Below are 14,845 nucleotides of genomic sequence, written 5' to 3'. Positions count from 1 at the left end.
ATCAAGATTAACTCCAAAAAACATAATAAGCAAGTTCTTTATCTTCAGGCTTATCATAGGCATCCTTAGGGGTCAAAGCTCCGGGGAGGAATCTTCTGAGAGAGGGCTACAAACTCGGCTGGTCCCAGAGCCTCGGCCCGAATGTCGGGGGCGAGACCGAGTCCTTTTAGGGCGGATTCGGTTTCTTGTCGGGGGATCCCGAGCCCTTTTAGGGCGTTGGCTAGGGTCTTGCGGCGCTTAGAGAAGGCCGCCTTAACTAAGGCTATAAACCAAGCCTCATCCGGTGGGGGGAAAGCCGGAGGTCTGAAGGTGATCTTGAGGACGGTGCTGGCCACCTTTGGTGGTGGCCAGAAGTTGGTTGGTGCCAGGGTCATCAAGGGTTTGACCTCAGCCCAAAGGCTCAGGAAAACGCTCAAGATTCCGTATTTTCGCCCTCCCGGAGGGGCGAAAAGGCGTTCAGCGACCTCCTTTTGGACCATGAAGGTACACCAGTTTAGTTGTTGGCGGGCCTTGATGAGAGAAAAAAGCAGGGGGCTGGTAAGGTAATAGGGTAGGTTGCCAAAGAGGATCAATCTTTCCTTTAGTTCCGTGGCCAACTCCTTCCAGCAGAGCTTGAGGATATCCCCTTGACGGAGGCTAACATTTGCTGGAAGTCCTTCTTTCCTGAGGGCCTCAATGAGGCCTTTGTCGATCTCGAAGGCAATTACCTCTCTGGCTACTTCGGCCAAGGCTATCGTGAGGGCCCCCAGACCGGCTCCCAGTTCAACCACCGTTGCCCCTGGTTTGAGCCCCGAAAGGACGACAATTCTCCGGGCCAAGTTTATATCTACTAGAAAGTTTTGCCCGAGGGGCTTTCGGGGCGAAAGGCCGTGTTTTTTGAGAATCTGTCGAGGGTTCATCTTGGAGAGAGTTTTTTTCGGACTGTTCGGCTAATCAGGACATAGGCGACTAACGCCGGCAGGCTGGCCAGTATTAGCCCCCCTGTCTGGAGGATGAGAAGAGTTTTGCCTCCCAGATGGAAGAAACCCCAGGCCGCTTTCAGAAATCCTTCTTCTTTGATGGTCTTGACCCAGCCCCCGATCTCCTCACTGCTGACCTCAATGGGGAGAAACAGGCGTCCCAGCCACCAGGCTAATCCATATTGGATGGGGATGGTTAAGGGATTGCTTACCCAGAGGGCTGCTGCCAAGGCAGCAATAATATTGGCCCGTATAATCGGGGAAAAAAGGAGGATAAGGGCGGTGTGGAAGGGGATGGTCGGGGTAAGACCGATGAAGATTCCCAGGGCTACCCCTCGGCAGAGAGTCTCTCTTTCGGCTCGAAGTCTTAGGAGACGAAGATAATGATAGCGGAAAAACCTTATGATTCCCCTGGTCAGGGAGTGAGAGTGACGGTTTAAAGAGGCCATTTTTGAGGGCCGAGGCCGCCTAACTAAAGACATATCTGGGAACCTGAGAACGGGCATAAACGTCGGCCTCAAAATCCAGGAGATGGCCAGCCTTTAGGAGATAGTAGCCGGCCACTCCGACCATGGCCGCATTGTCGGTGCAAAGATGTGGGCCGGGGATGAAGACGGCCAGGGCTTCTCTCTGGCCGGCCTCCTTTAGACTGGTCCGCAGTCGAGGATTGGCGGCTACCCCTCCTGCGAGCACAATGGTTTTAACACCGGTTTTCTTGGCGGCCAGAATAGCCCGTTCGACCAAGACGTCCACCACCGCTGCTTCAAAGCTGGCGCAGATGTCGTCTATGGCCAGAGGCTGGCCGCTGGTTTGCTTCTCTCTTACATACTGGACTACTGCTGTCTTAAGACCAGAAAAACTAAAGTCAAAAGGGGCTCCGTTTACCCGGGCCCTGGGAAAGGGGATGGCCTCTGGATTCCCCCCTTGGGCCCGAGAGCTGATGACCGGCCCTCCGGGGTACCCCAGCCCTAGGAGTTTAGCGACCTTATCAAAAGCCTCTCCGGCAGCGTCGTCCCTCGTCTGGCCTATGAGGCGGTAGATGAGGAAGTTCTCCACAAAGTAAAGGCTGGTATGGCCTCCAGAGACCACCAAAGCTACAAAGGGAAAGGTCGGGGAACCCTCCAGAAAGATGGCCAGGAGATGGGCGTGGAGATGATCAACTCCGACCAGGGGAAGATTGGCAGCCATGGCCGCAGCTTTGGCAAAAGAAAGTCCCACCACCAAGGCGCCCACCAACCCGGGCCCCTGGGTGACGGCCAGGGCATCTAGGTCCGAGATGGAAACCGAGGCCTCCTTAAGGGCCTCAGTGACCACAGGGACAATCATCTCCAGGTGCCGGCGGCTGGCCAGCTCCGGAACCACCCCTCCGAAGGGGCCGTGAAGATCCGTCTGGCTGGCGACAACCGAAGACAAAGCCCTCCGACCGTCTTCAACTACTGCAGCGGCTGTTTCGTCGCAGGAGCTCTCTATTGCCAGGATAAGCATTGTTTAAGAGGCCCTCCCGCGAACTAGGCTCTGAACCTTAAGCCTTAGCCCCTGAAGTCTGATAAAACCTTCGGCGTCTTTCTGGTTATAGAGTCTGTCGGCCTCAAAGGTGGCCAATTCTGGAAGATAAAGGGATTTAGGGGCCCTTCGGCCGACTACCCAAGCCCCACCCTTGTAAAGTTTAAGTCTTATGCGTCCGGTGACCCCTTTCTGGGTCTCTTCGATGAAGGCCTTAAGGGCCTCCATTTCCGGCGAGTACCAAAAGCCGTAATAGATGAGTTCGGCCATTCGGGGAATAAGGCTATCTCTTAGATGCATGACTTCGCGGTCCATAGTTAGGTGTTCGAGGGCTCGGTGGGCCAAGTGAAGGACCGTGCCCCCTGGAGTCTCATAGACTCCCCGACTTTTGATACCCACGAAGCGGTTCTCGACCATGTCTACCCGGCCTACTCCATGGCGGCCGGCGATCTCGTTGAGTCGGGCAAGAAGGGCTGCTGGAGCCAGAGGTTCTCCGTTTACGGCTACCGGAACCCCGTCTTCAAAGTCAATCTCCAGATATTCGGGGGCCTCGGGGGCCTTCTCTGGAGAGACGGTCAACTGGAACATATCTTCGGGGGGTTCGGCCCAAGGATCCTCAAGAATGCCTCCTTCGTAGCTTATGTGGAAGAGGTTGGCATCCATACTGTATGGTTTTTCTTTGGTTACCGGGACCGGTATTCCATGTTGCCTAGCATAGTCAATGAGGTCTTCCCGACCGCGGAATTGCCACTGGCGCCAAGGGGCAATAATCTTGATCTCCGGGGCCAGGGCCATATAGGTGAGTTCAAAACGGACCTGATCGTTTCCTTTACCTGTGGCCCCATGGGCTACAGCATCGGCTTTCACCTCTCGGGCAACAGCGATCTGTTCGCGGGCGATAAGGGGTCTGGCCAGAGAAGTCCCCAGGAGATAGCCACCTTCATAGATGATATTGGCTTTCAAGGCGGTGAAGACAAAATCGGCAACAAATTCCTCTTTTAGATCCCGGATGATGACCTCTTCGGCCCCGGTAGAAAGGCCCTTTTGCCTTACCGCCTCCCAGTCTTCATCCTGGCCGATATCGGCACAATAGGCCACCACTGGGCATTGGTAGGTCTCCTTGAGCCATTTAAGGATGACTGAAGTATCAAGACCTCCAGAGTAGGCGAGAACGATCTTCTTGGGTTTCATAGGATTAGTCTCCTTAATCGTTCGTTAGGTTTTGTCTTGGTCCAACAGCCATTCAAGCAGGGCCATGTGGAGCCACATCTTGTTTTCAGCCTGTTTCCAAACCACCGACTGAGGTCCTTCCAGGACCTCTTCGGTGACCTCTTCCCCCCGGTGGGCGGGAAGACAGTGGAGAAAGATGGCCTCAGGCTTGGCCTTAGACATCAAAGAGGCATTGACCTGATATGGGGCAAAGACTCTTTTCCTCTCCTCGGCCTCCCTCTCTTGCCCCATGCTGGCCCAGACGTCAGTATTGACCACATCGGCCTCGGCTATGGCCTCCTCAGGCCTGCGGACCAGCCGGATTTTCTCCCCGGCTTCGGTCTGGGCCGTCGAGAGGATGGAGGAATCCGGCTCAAAGCCTTCCGGACAGGCCAAAATCAGTTCAAAGCCCAGCCGGGCTGCGGCCTCGATCCAGGAATGAGCCACATTGTTGCCATCTCCCACCCAGGCTATCCTGAGCCGGCTGGGGTCTCCCTTTGTTTCCATTATAGTAAGGATGTCGGATAAGACCTGGCAGGGATGATGCTGGTCACTGAGGCCGTTGATTACCGGTATCTTTGACCATTGGGCCAGTTCTTCGATCACTTCCTGTCCGAAAGTCCTCACGACTAAAGCGTGGAGATAGCCAGAAAGCACCCGAGCAGTATCCTTAAGGGGCTCTCCCCGGTGGAGCTGGAGATCCCGGGTAGAGAGAAAGGTCGTCTGGCCTCCAAGGCGGTACATGGCGGCTTCAAAGGAGACTCTGGTTCGAGTGGATGGTTTCTCGAAGATAAGTCCTAGGATCTTACCGATCAGGGGCCGGTGGGGAAGGCCCTGTTTGAGGCGCTTTTTGAGATTAAGGGCCCGCTTAAGTAGATATAAAATTTCTTCTTTTTGGAGATCTAAGACCCGAAGGAAATGTCTGGCCATGGTCTGCTCCTTTCCCTGAAAATCTAGGCCAAAAGGTTCATGGCCTTAAGCTCGGCTATGAGCTCCTGGAACTGCTGGGGATAGAGGGACTGGGGACCATCAGAGAGGGCCTTGGCCGGCTGGTGGTGAACTTCGATAAGGAGTCCATCTGCACCTACGGCAGCAGCAGCCTTGGCCAAGGGGATGACCAGATCCCTTCTGCCAGCGGCATGGCTGGGGTCAACTACTATGGGCAGATGGGTCTCGCAACGGAGATAGGGGATAAGGCTTAGATCTAAGGTGTTTCGAGAATGGTTGGCAAAGGTGCGGATTCCCCTTTCACAGAGGATAATTTCCTCGTTGCCCTCAGCCATGATGTACTCAGCGGCCATAAGAAACTCCTCCACACTGGCGCACATCCCTCGTTTGAGTAAAACAGGTTTTCGGGCCTGACCTGCCCGGCGCAGAAGCCGATAGTTCTGCATGTTTCGGGCTCCAATCTGGATGATATCGGCGTATTCTTCTACTAGGTCGAGGACGTCGTGATCAGTGGCCTCGGTGACAATCAAAAGCCCGGTTTCTTCTCTAACCCGGGCCAGGATGCGGAGCCCTTCTTCACCCAGGCCCTGGAATGAGTAAGGAGAGGTTCGGGGCTTGAAAGCTCCGGCCCGGAAAACCCTGGCCCCGGCCTCCTTTACGGCCCGGGCGATGGTCAGGGCCTGTTGCTCGCTCTCTACAGCACAAGGGCCGGCCATAAGTACTAGCCCTTCCCCGATGGTTACCCCGTTTGGGAGAGCAATCCGGGTAGTCTCGGGCTTCATCTCTCGGGAGACCAGTTTATAGGGCTTAGAGACCGGGATGGCCTCTTTTACCCCCGGAAGGTCCCGAAAAAGTCCCGGATCTATCGGACCTTTATTCCGCAGGACACCAATGGCCGTTCGCTCTCCGCCAGGGATGACTTTGGGCTCCCAGCCATGGGCCCTGATGACCTCAACAACCCGTCTGATCTCTTCCTCCGTGGCCCCTTTGGCCATGACCACCAGCATGACTTGCCTCCCCTTCTCTTTTAGAGCCTTTCAAAATACCCGAAAAATATTCCAAAGATAAGCATCTCTGAAGGGGAAAAATTTCTTCCTTACAAAGATAATGGTTTATGAAAAAGGGAACTCTCTATATGATTGACTTCTTTAAGGTTTCAATCCACCGTAGAAAGGGCAGTCTCTTCGTGAAGAGGTGGGTCTGGTTGACGGTTTTCCTGATTATCCTTTGGGGGTGCGAGGAGTTTCGGGATCAATCCATAAAAGTTGGTCTAGCAGTAGATCTAAGCGGTCCCGGGGGGATAACTGGTGAGTATATCCGCAATGGTGTTATGCTGGCAATAAGAGAGATCAACGACTCTGGGGGCATAAACGGTCGTCGTCTTAAACTGATCATCAAAGACGACGGAGGAACCCCACAGGGGGCCTTGGCTGCCGATGAGCAACTGGTGGCCCAAGGAGTGGTGGCTGTCCTCGGCCATTCTACCTCTACCCCTACAGTGGCCGCCCACGCCTTTCTTTCTTCCAAGGGTATTCTCCAGCTTACGGCCTATGCGAGCACCTCGGAGCTTTCAGGAAGAGATGATCTTTTCTTCCGCACCTGTGTGGATACTCGTCTTTATGCCCGGGGCATTTCCCGCTACTTGGAAGAACGCAACTATAAGCAGGTGGTGGCCCTCCTTGATCTCCGAAATACGGCCTATTCTATGGATCTTTTTCGCCATTTAGTCATGCTTTTTTCGGGCAAGCTGGATTATGTCAGCTACCGGGGGAATGTGGTCCGTTCGGAGGAGGTTGTCAAACGGATTCTTTCTTATCGGCCTCAGGTGGTCCTCCTGCTCACAGATACTTACACCACGGCCCTTTTTGTCCAGAAGTTGCGAGCCCGAGGCTTCAGGGGAGACTTTGTGGCCACCATCTGGGCCCAAAGCCCGGAGCTTAAAGAGTTTGGCGGTCAGGCCGCCGAAGGCCTTAGGTTGATCACCTACGTTGCTTGCCAGCAACAGACCGAGGCCTATCTTGAGCTCAAGAAGAGGGTAAGCGAGCACTTGCACCATCCCCTTACCGCCTGGACGGCCACCGGATACGAGCTGGTAGAGATTTTGGCCCAGGCCTTAAGGACCTGCCCGGAACCAGAGGCCAGCTGTCTTAAAGAGGCCCTTCTCAAACAGACCTTTAGGACCGTCTTGGGGGAGGTCCACTTTGACCCTTATGGGGATGTCATTCGGCCCCTTTACCTTGTAGAGCTTAAAGACGGACACTTTGTCGATTTAGGGGTTATTAAACCATGAAACCCCTGACCACTTCCCTCCGGAATACCATCATTGTTATTGGCATCTTCTGGTTTGTGTTGGCCTTCATCCTCGTTTTTCTTGCCCAAAAGAGGGAAAGAGAGGCCTTCTATGCCACCTTGATTATCTCTCGGGTAGGGCTTTTCTGTGAGACCCTGGGGGAGTCCATCTCAGAGAAGATCTCAGCCATTGAACAGCTGATCAATCATTCTGGTGATAAACCGGAGGTTCTTTTTCAGGGTTTGGATTTTCTGCCTCCAGAAGACCTCTACTATATTCTTGATACCAATGGCCGCATTATGGCCATAAGGAAGGGCTATGAGGCCTATATGGGGCTTGATCTTTCCCGGGCCAGCTATGTCCGAGAAGAGTCTCGAGGGACGGAGGTCAGACAGTCGTTCTTCAGTCGTCATCCAGTGGTCATCTGGGTTTGGCGCTTGAGTCAAGGGGAGACCCTGGTGGTGGAGATGGATCTTAACTTTATTGCCCAGGTGGCCAATTCCTTTGAAAGGGCCCTTCTCGGTCGGGAAGGTACCCTTTTTGTCCTCTCCCAGACAGGCTCTGTGGTCTATCATCCAGAGGAAGAGATCGTCAACACCCGGCACAACCTGGGCTTTGAGATGGTTTTTGGTGGTCGGATTGAGGATCTAGGCCTCTCGCAGATAAGCTTTCACGGCCGGAGTTATTTTGCCTACAGTCGCAGGATCCCCTATGTGGCTGGTTGGCAGGCCTATTACGTCGTTCCGGTGGCCGATGTCTGGCGGGCAGTCTTCAAAGATACCTTTCTGGCCGGGGTGGCTATGGGAGGAATTCTGGTCCTGATCCTCTTCTCCATTCATCATCTTCTCTCCCGTCGTTTTTCCCATCCGGTAACCCGGCTAGTCGAGGCTATTGCCGAACTTGAGAAAAGGCCGACTGATGCCCTGGTGCCGGAGCATGTCGCCGGCCAGACCAGGGAGATCCAGACCATTGTCCGGGCCATAAATGATTTGGTAACCGATCTGCGGCGGGCCAATGAGGAGCTTCTGGCTTCAAAGGAAGGGGCCGAGGAGGTCAAAAACTTTTTAGAGACGATTATTGGCAATCTCAGTATAGGGTTGGCTGTTCTTGATCCTGATGGTCGCATACGGCTAGCCAATCCTGCCCTCTGCACCATGGTGGAAAAGGATGAGGAGGATATGGTCAATCGTCCCTGTTATCAGGCGATAAGGGGGCGGGAGACCCCTTGTCCGGAATGCGCCCTAGAAGAAGTGGCCTTGGGGAAGAAGAACGCCTCCCGAGCGATTATCTCCGGGACTCGAGGGGAGGAGACCTTCTACTATGAGGTAATCCTTTCTCCGGTCAGGGATTATTCTGGCGAAGTCCGTCAGATCATCGAACTTGTCCGCGACATCACCGAGATGAAGCGGGCCGAAGAGGAAAAAGAGGCCCTTCAAGCCCAGCTCATTCACGCCCAGAAGATGGAGGCCATCGGGCGTCTTACCGCCGGGATTTGTCATGATTTCAATAACATTCTCATGGCCGTAATGGGCAACGTTGAACTTCTTCTTTACAGTGTTGAAGAGGATGATCCGGCCTACAGGAGGCTCATGGTTATTAAGGAAGCGGTAGAGAGGGCCAATCGCCTCACCCGGGATCTTTTGGCCTTCTCCCGACGCCAAATCTTCTCCCCCCAGGTTCTGGATGTAAACGAGCTTATTGCCAAACTGGAAAATCTCCTTAAGCGAACCCTAGGGGAGGACATCCGTCTTAGGCTCAACCTGGCCGAAAGAATCTGGCCAATCAAGGCCGATCCTTCCCATCTGGAGCAAATCATCCTCAACCTGGCCGTAAACGCCAGGGAGGCCATGGTGGAAGGGGGAGAGCTTCTCCTTAAAACGGAAAACATTGAGGTTGATGAAGCCTGGGCCGAGCGTTACCAGATGCCTCCTGGGGCCTATGTGCGCCTCACTGTGACCGATACCGGCTGTGGAATTCCTGAAGAGATCTTGGACAAGATCTTTGAACCCTTCTTTACCACCAAGAAAGAAGGTACAGGGCTGGGGTTAGCGACGGTCTATGGAATCGTCAAACAAAACATGGGTCATATCAGTGTCTTTAGCCGTCCCGGAGAGGGGACAACCTTTTATATCTATCTTCCTCGGGCCGATGAGGCCATGGTTGTCGGTGAGGAAAGGCTGGCCGAGAAGCCCGTCCTCGGAGGACAGGAGACCATCTTGGTGGTGGAGGATGAGGAATGGGTGCGAAACCTTATCGTTGAGGTCCTCACTGCCCAGGGATACCAAGTCCTTTCGGCCGAAGATGGTCACCAGGCCCTTATGCTGGCTGAAAACCATTCCGGACCTATTCATTTGATTGTCTCCGATATTGTCATGCCTGGTCTAAAAGGTCCGGAGCTGGTCAAAAAACTTCGTCAGACAAGGCCGGATATGGCTGCTCTCCTTATCTCTGGTTATCCCAAAGACTCCTTTAATCTTGAGGCCATGGGACTTTCGCGTATCTCTTTTCTCCCCAAGCCTTTTGTCACCAAGGATTTCCTTCTAAGAATCAGGGAGATCCTTGATGCTTGTTCTTAAAAGAACTTTTTGATGGCCTTCAAGAGATCTTGATCCTTTAGATAAAGGACGGCCTTCATGCCCACGCCCTGGGCGGCCTTTAAGTCTTCCTCTGGATCATCGCCGATGAAAAGGGCCTCCTGAGGATGGATCCCAAGGCGGCGACAGGCCAGCTTCAGGATCCGGGGGTCAGGTTTGGCCACCCTGGCCTCACAGGCGGTAATAACCAGGGAGAAGTAGTCTTTTAGACCCCAGTGGTTGATCAGATCTTGGAGACGTCTGTCCCAGTTAGAGACGATGGCCAAGGAGATACTTCTGGCTCGAAGATAATCAAGAACCCCGTGGATTCCTGGGGCCAGACGAAATGATTCCCGGCGTCCAAAGGCCTGGTAGCCTTCTTTGAAGGCCTCTTCTAGGGTTTCATCTGAAGCCAGACCAGCCACCGTCTCCAGAAAAATCTGTTTCCAGATCAGATAGCAATTTCGGGGGGAAGGGATCCGGCGGAGATGGGGGCGCCACTTTTGCCAGGCCTGCCGGAAGCGTTCATTAAGGATCTCGGGCTCGGCCTTGATGCCTCTTCGGTCAAGGATCCGGGCATAGATGTGTCCCACGGATGGAGAGACGTGAAAGATGGTCCCCTCGGCGTCAAAGATTACGGCCTTAAGAGAAATCTCCGAACCTCCTCAAGGAGATTGTCTTCAGGGGGTAGGCCCTTCAGTCTTGGGAGAATAAGGATGTTTTTGACTTTTCCTAGCCTGGAGATGGCTCGAAGGCTTTCTTCGGCCAGAAGGTCATCTTCGGAGAAGAAGAGATTATAAACGAGTCCGAGGACGGCAATCCCCCGGTGGTGCAAGGCCTCAAGGGTGAGAAGGGTGTGGTTTATGGTCCCCAGCTTGGCCGCTGAAACCACTACCACCGGGGCTTTGAGTTCGCTTATGAGATCGGCGATGGTAGCCTCAGGTGTGAGGGGGACAAGGAGCCCCCCGGCCCCCTCGATCAGAAGGAAGTCATACTTCCGGGTCAGTTCTCCGGCTGTCTGTCTGAGGTGTCCGAGATCAACCTTTTCTCCAACCAGGCGGGCAGCCATCTCCGGGGCGGCTGGATAGGGGAAGATATAGGGGCAGGTGAGTCGAGCCAAGGATGGGGGGTCTGGAGGAATCCCCATTAGCTTTCGATGGGCGAGGATGTCTTCCGGAGTGTCGGCCCCGGTCTGGACAGGCTTCTGGGTGATCACCCGGAGCTTGGCTTTAAGGAGGGCTCGGGCCATAATCCCGGTGGCCATGGTCTTTCCGATGCCGGTATCTGTCCCGATAACAAAAACGATCATCTTCTCTCCCAGACAAAAAGAAGGGGTCGATAGGTCAGGGGAAGGCCTCTGGGGGTGGTCCGCTCCTGATACTTAGCCTCCCAGGCCCTAAGGGCCTTGAGGGACCACCGGGGCGGCAGATAGCCAGAGGCTCCAGTGGCCCGAATGTGTCTTAAGATTTCCCTGGGAGAGTCAAAGTAGAGCCTTTTCTCCCAGGCTTTCTCGATCAGGGGTTGAAAAAGACCTCTGGCCAGGGATCGTATCTCTTCTGCTTCGATAAAGGTCCAGGGGCTCTGCCCTCCGGCTTCAAAGACCTCGACCATAGTTCCTGGTCCAAAGGTGGTAAAGGCCAGAAGCCCTCCGGGGGCAAGCCTCTGGGCTAAGGTCTCTAAGGCCTTATCCAGCTTGAGAAACCACTGAAAAGTGGCGTTAGAGAGGATGAGATCAGGATTTTTCCTGATCCAGGAGAGGTCCTCACCGTCTCCAACGACAAAAAAGACCGGAAGTTCCTTTAGGTAGGGGGCAGCCTGGAGCACGATGTCGCTTGCCAAGTAGGTGTCGATGGAGAGCATCCTTCGGGCTTTTCGGGTCAGCAGACCGGTTCCTGAGCCAATCTCTAAGGCCAGCTTAAAAGAGATCTGAAGATCGGCCAAGGCCTGGGTGAGCTCTTCGGCCATTTCTTCTTGAACCCAGGCCTGTTGATCGTAGAAGGGAAAGGCCTTGGCAAAACGGGATTTGAGCCGTTTTTTGAGGATCTTTTTTTCCATCTAGCTCAGGCCTCCTCGATGAGGGCAGCCAGGCTTGAGAAACGATAAAAAGGGAAATGTCCCCAGTCTCTTACCTCGTAGGCAAGGCCCATCTTCTGCCAGTAGGCCTCTTGGGATCTGGGCGGAATAATGCGATCCCGGCTTCCGATTAAAATTCGAGCCTGAGAAAGCTTGGGAAAGGCCTCTTTGAGAAGGGCGGCCCTTTCCAGTTCAGCTATAAGTTCTGGAAGCCTTCTCCGAAGGTCGACCCCGGTGGATCCCACCTGCTCCCCGGAGAACATGTTTGCCCAAAAGTCATCAAGGGCTTTGGGGCCGCGGCTCTTTAGGGCGACGAGGGTCCTTTGGAAGATGCGCGGCGGAATACCCCAGGCAGAATGGACAAAGGCCCCGGTGCCATTGACAAAGGTAAGGCTTGAGGCCCGAAGAGATTCGACCAGATGAAGAACCACTGTGGCCCCCAGAGACCAGGCCAGGATGTGGATTCTAGAATAGGAAGGAAGAGGGGGCAACTTCAGGCTCCGATAGTCGTAGATCATGGCTATATCATATGGCCCTTCGGCTAGGGATAAAAAGGGGCCTTCATCTAGGGCCCAACCGCTAAAGAAAAGAAGTAACTCTGGCTGGGCCTTTCGGGTCAGAAAGACCAGTTTCATCGAGCAATGACAAGCTCTACCAGCCCGGCCAAGTCCTTCCAGGTCATCTCTGAGGAAAGGGAAAGGCGCATTCTCGCCGCTCCCCGAGGCACTGTTGGCGGGCGGATGGGGAGGACGAAGAAACCTGCCTTCCTGAGCCTCTGGGAGACCTCTACGGCTGTCTGATTTTCTCCCAGAATAATAGGAACGATCTGGCTTTCCCCCAGGACGGGGTAGGGGCCTTGGGAAAGAGCCTCTCTTAGGCCGGTGGCCAGCTCTCGGAGGCGTCTTCTTTGGTTTGAGAGCCGGGGTAGTTGCCTTACGGCCCAAAGGGCGGCGGCTACTACCGGGGCCGGAAGGGCGGTGGTAAAGACAAAGGACCGGGCCTTATTGATCAGGTATTCTTTTAGTCCTTGTTCGATAATGGCAAAGGCTCCATAGACACCTAAGGCCTTGCCAAAGGTACCCACAATGATGTCTATGTCCTGAAGGAGATCCAGCTCTTCGGCTAGCCCCAGCCCCTGCTCTCCCCGGACTCCTATGGCGTGAGCCTCATCAACCAGGAGCATGGCCCCATAGTTGTCTTTGAGCCTGACCAGGGTTTTTAAGTCAGCCAGATCGCCGTCCATGCTGAAAATAGACTCGGTGACGATCAGGGCCCGGCGGAACCGGGAGCGTCTTTCCCGAAGGAGCCTTTCTAAGGAGGCCATGTCCCCGTGGGGGTAGCGATAAAAGGTTGCCCCTGAAAGTCTAAGGCCATCAATGAGACTAGCGTGGATGAGACGGTCAGCAAAGATGACGTCCTTTCGGCCCACCAGGGCGGAGATGATCCCCAGATTGGCCATGTAACCACTGCCAAAGACCAGAGCCGGTCGACCGTAAAGCCGGGCAAGCTCGTTTTCTAGGGCTTCATAAAGATCATGATTGCCAGAAAGGAGTCGGGACGCTCCAGCCCCAAGACCAAGATTGTGGACCACCTCAGCCACCCGACCCCAGGGAACTTGACTGGCCAGGCCCAGGTAGTCGTTGCTCGAAAGGTTCAGATACCAGCGCCCCTTGACCTTGACGTATGGCCCCCGCCGGGCCTCTACCGAAAGAAGGCGTCTTTTTTCCCCCCGTAAATCAATCTCTGCCAGTTCGGCCTCATATGCCTCCCAGGCCATGGATAATCCTCCTTATAACCTCCCGGCTTTTCTCCAATATCTCCTCTGCCTCTGAGGCAGTCAGACAAAGGGGCAAAAGCCAGTAAATAACGTCTCCCAGCGGTCTGAGGACCAATCCTTCCTTAAGGGATTCCATATAGATCTGAAACCCCAGACGAAGTTCGGTGGGGAAATTTTTTTTGCTCCCTTTGTCGGCTACCAATTCGATGGCCCCCACATAGCCGAGATATCGAATGTCGCCCACATAAGGCTCCCCGGCAAAGAGTTCCAGCAGGCGACGATGGAAGTGCTCTCTGGTCTCCTTGCCCTTTTCCAGTGGACGTTCTTTAGCAAAAAGTTTGAGATTGGCAATAGCTACGGCGCAGGCAAGAGGGTTGGCCGTATAGGAATGGCCGTGGAAGAAGGTCTTGCCAGCTAGATAATCGTCGTAGAAGGCCTCAAAGATTCGGTCCGTAGCCACGGTCAGGGAAAGGGGGAGGTAGCCCCCAGTTAGTCCTTTGGCCAGACAAATAATATCCGGGACCACTCCGGCCTGCTCCATGGCGAACATGGTCCCCGTCCGTCCGAAACCAGTGGCCACTTCATCGAAGATAACCAGGATCTCATACGACCGGGCCAGTCTTACCAGCCCCTGAAGATATTCTCGAGGATAGACGATCATGCCGCCGGCAGCCAGAAGTCGGGGCTCGACGATGATGGCGCAGATCTCTGAGGCCTTTTCTCTGAGGAGGTCTTCGAGGGCTGCCAGACAGGAAAGATCGCAGGCCGGAAGGGGAGCGTCTTGGGTGAGGCCTTTGTCTTTGCGATCCGGACAACGGTAACAATAAGGGGCCCTTGTCTTATAGGAAAAGAAGGTCAGGGGTCGGTAGAGTCGATGGAAGAGATCTATCCCCCCGACGCTTACCGCCCCCAGAGTATCTCCGTGATAGGCGTTTTCCAGAAAGATAAAACGGGTCTTTTCCTTATAGCCCTGGTTTTGCCAGAACTGGAAGGCCATCTTAAGGGCTACCTCTACGGCAGTTGAGCCGTTGTCAGAATAAAAGAAACGGCTGAGCTCCTCTGGTAGAAAAGATCTCAGTCTGTCCACCACCTCTACTGCCTCGCGATGGGTGAATCCAGAAAAATTTACATGATCAAGGCGTTCGATTTGCTCTACCAGGGCCTGGTTGAGGGCTGGATGACGGTGGCCATGGGTATTGACCCACCAGGAAGAGATGGTGTCATAGAGGATCTGGCCATCGATGGTTTTAAGACGCAGCCCTTCGGCTTCGACAATGATAGGAGGCTCTCGGTCTTCGTAGTCCTTCATCTGGGTGAAGGGATGCCAAAGGTGGCGTCGGTCTAAGGCGAGGATCTTTCCCTTGGTGTATTCTGACACGGCTCCTCTCCTTTATGGCCCCAGAAGGGCGGTGCTTGGGACTTGCAGCCTGGGCAAAAGGCTTCATAATGCCCTTGCCAGCCTGGCCTGGTGAGCAGGCATTATAACTAGATCTTTCCCAAAAGGGAGTCCTGG

Annotated in this window: 14 protein-coding genes; 2 read left to right on the top strand and 12 right to left on the bottom strand. The window is 54.4% G+C overall.

Annotated elements, in window-relative coordinates; genetic code table 11:
* Nucleotides 1–65 precede the first annotated feature (65 nt).
* Genes rsmA through aroF form a run of 6 tightly spaced genes read right to left on the bottom strand, consistent with a single transcriptional unit; the run spans nt 66 to nt 5,626 of the window.
* The gene (gene rsmA / locus ACXJJX_RS03625; protein WP_456432207.1) at nt 66–899 is read right to left on the bottom strand and encodes a 16S rRNA (adenine(1518)-N(6)/adenine(1519)-N(6))-dimethyltransferase RsmA; all 834 of its coding nucleotides are present in this window, start codon (nt 897–899) and stop codon (nt 66–68) included.
* Nucleotides 896–1,408 carry a DUF2062 domain-containing protein gene (locus ACXJJX_RS03620; RefSeq protein WP_456432205.1) on the bottom strand — a complete coding sequence of 171 codons (513 nt, stop codon included), beginning with the start codon at nt 1,406–1,408 and terminating at the stop codon, nt 896–898. Before ACXJJX_RS03620 ends, rsmA begins: the two co-directional genes overlap by 4 nt.
* A gap of 19 nt (nt 1,409–1,427) precedes the next feature.
* Entirely contained in the window at nt 1,428–2,444 is a 1,017-nt protein-coding gene (gene tsaD, locus ACXJJX_RS03615; RefSeq protein WP_456432203.1) for a tRNA (adenosine(37)-N6)-threonylcarbamoyltransferase complex transferase subunit TsaD, read from the bottom strand.
* A gap of 3 nt (nt 2,445–2,447) precedes the next feature.
* Complete coding sequence (locus ACXJJX_RS03610; protein WP_456432201.1) at nt 2,448–3,653, bottom strand: argininosuccinate synthase; 1,206 nt, start codon at nt 3,651–3,653, stop codon at nt 2,448–2,450.
* 24 nt (nt 3,654–3,677) lie between these two features.
* Nucleotides 3,678–4,601, bottom strand: coding sequence for an ornithine carbamoyltransferase (gene argF / locus ACXJJX_RS03605; protein WP_456432199.1), 924 nt, complete (start codon nt 4,599–4,601; stop codon nt 3,678–3,680).
* Nucleotides 4,602–4,624: 23 nt separating this feature from the next.
* Entirely contained in the window at nt 4,625–5,626 is a 1,002-nt protein-coding gene (gene aroF / locus ACXJJX_RS03600; protein WP_456432197.1) for a 3-deoxy-7-phosphoheptulonate synthase, read from the bottom strand.
* A 197-nt stretch (nt 5,627–5,823) separates the two neighbouring features.
* Between aroF and ACXJJX_RS03595 the strand changes: the two genes are divergently transcribed.
* Nucleotides 5,824–6,909, top strand: coding sequence for an ABC transporter substrate-binding protein (locus tag ACXJJX_RS03595; protein ID WP_456432195.1), 1,086 nt, complete (start codon nt 5,824–5,826; stop codon nt 6,907–6,909).
* Nucleotides 6,906–9,485 carry a hybrid sensor histidine kinase/response regulator gene (locus tag ACXJJX_RS03590; protein ID WP_456432193.1) on the top strand — a complete coding sequence of 860 codons (2,580 nt, stop codon included), beginning with the start codon at nt 6,906–6,908 and terminating at the stop codon, nt 9,483–9,485. Before ACXJJX_RS03595 ends, ACXJJX_RS03590 begins: the two co-directional genes overlap by 4 nt.
* Here the strand turns inward: ACXJJX_RS03590 and ACXJJX_RS03585 are convergent.
* The 6 genes from ACXJJX_RS03585 to bioA are packed head-to-tail and all read right to left on the bottom strand — an operon-like array spanning nt 9,482 to nt 14,710.
* A complete protein-coding gene (locus ACXJJX_RS03585; RefSeq protein ID WP_456432191.1) occupies nt 9,482–10,075 on the bottom strand; it encodes an HAD-IA family hydrolase in 594 nt (197 codons plus the stop codon). The two genes, ACXJJX_RS03590 and ACXJJX_RS03585, sit on opposite strands and share 4 nt — an antisense overlap.
* Before the next feature lie 41 nt (nt 10,076–10,116).
* The gene (gene bioD / locus ACXJJX_RS03580; RefSeq protein WP_456432189.1) at nt 10,117–10,791 is read right to left on the bottom strand and encodes a dethiobiotin synthase; all 675 of its coding nucleotides are present in this window, start codon (nt 10,789–10,791) and stop codon (nt 10,117–10,119) included.
* Nucleotides 10,788–11,537, bottom strand: coding sequence for a methyltransferase domain-containing protein (locus ACXJJX_RS03575; RefSeq protein ID WP_456432187.1), 750 nt, complete (start codon nt 11,535–11,537; stop codon nt 10,788–10,790). Before ACXJJX_RS03575 ends, bioD begins: the two co-directional genes overlap by 4 nt.
* 5 nt (nt 11,538–11,542) lie before the next feature.
* Nucleotides 11,543–12,190, bottom strand: a complete 648-nt coding sequence (locus tag ACXJJX_RS03570; RefSeq protein ID WP_456432185.1) for an alpha/beta fold hydrolase — start codon at nt 12,188–12,190, stop codon at nt 11,543–11,545.
* Nucleotides 12,187–13,332 (bottom strand): aminotransferase class I/II-fold pyridoxal phosphate-dependent enzyme, encoded by a 1,146-nt coding sequence (locus tag ACXJJX_RS03565; protein WP_456432183.1) that lies wholly within the window; start codon nt 13,330–13,332, stop codon nt 12,187–12,189. The genes ACXJJX_RS03570 and ACXJJX_RS03565 overlap by 4 nt, the downstream gene beginning before the upstream one ends.
* A complete protein-coding gene (bioA, locus tag ACXJJX_RS03560; RefSeq protein WP_456432181.1) occupies nt 13,313–14,710 on the bottom strand; it encodes an adenosylmethionine--8-amino-7-oxononanoate transaminase in 1,398 nt (465 codons plus the stop codon). Before bioA ends, ACXJJX_RS03565 begins: the two co-directional genes overlap by 20 nt.
* Nucleotides 14,711–14,845: the final 135 nt, after the last annotated feature.

The sequence above is a fragment of the Thermosulfuriphilus sp. genome (assembly GCF_054026695.1).
This window is presented reverse-complemented; position numbering and strand designations above follow the sequence as displayed.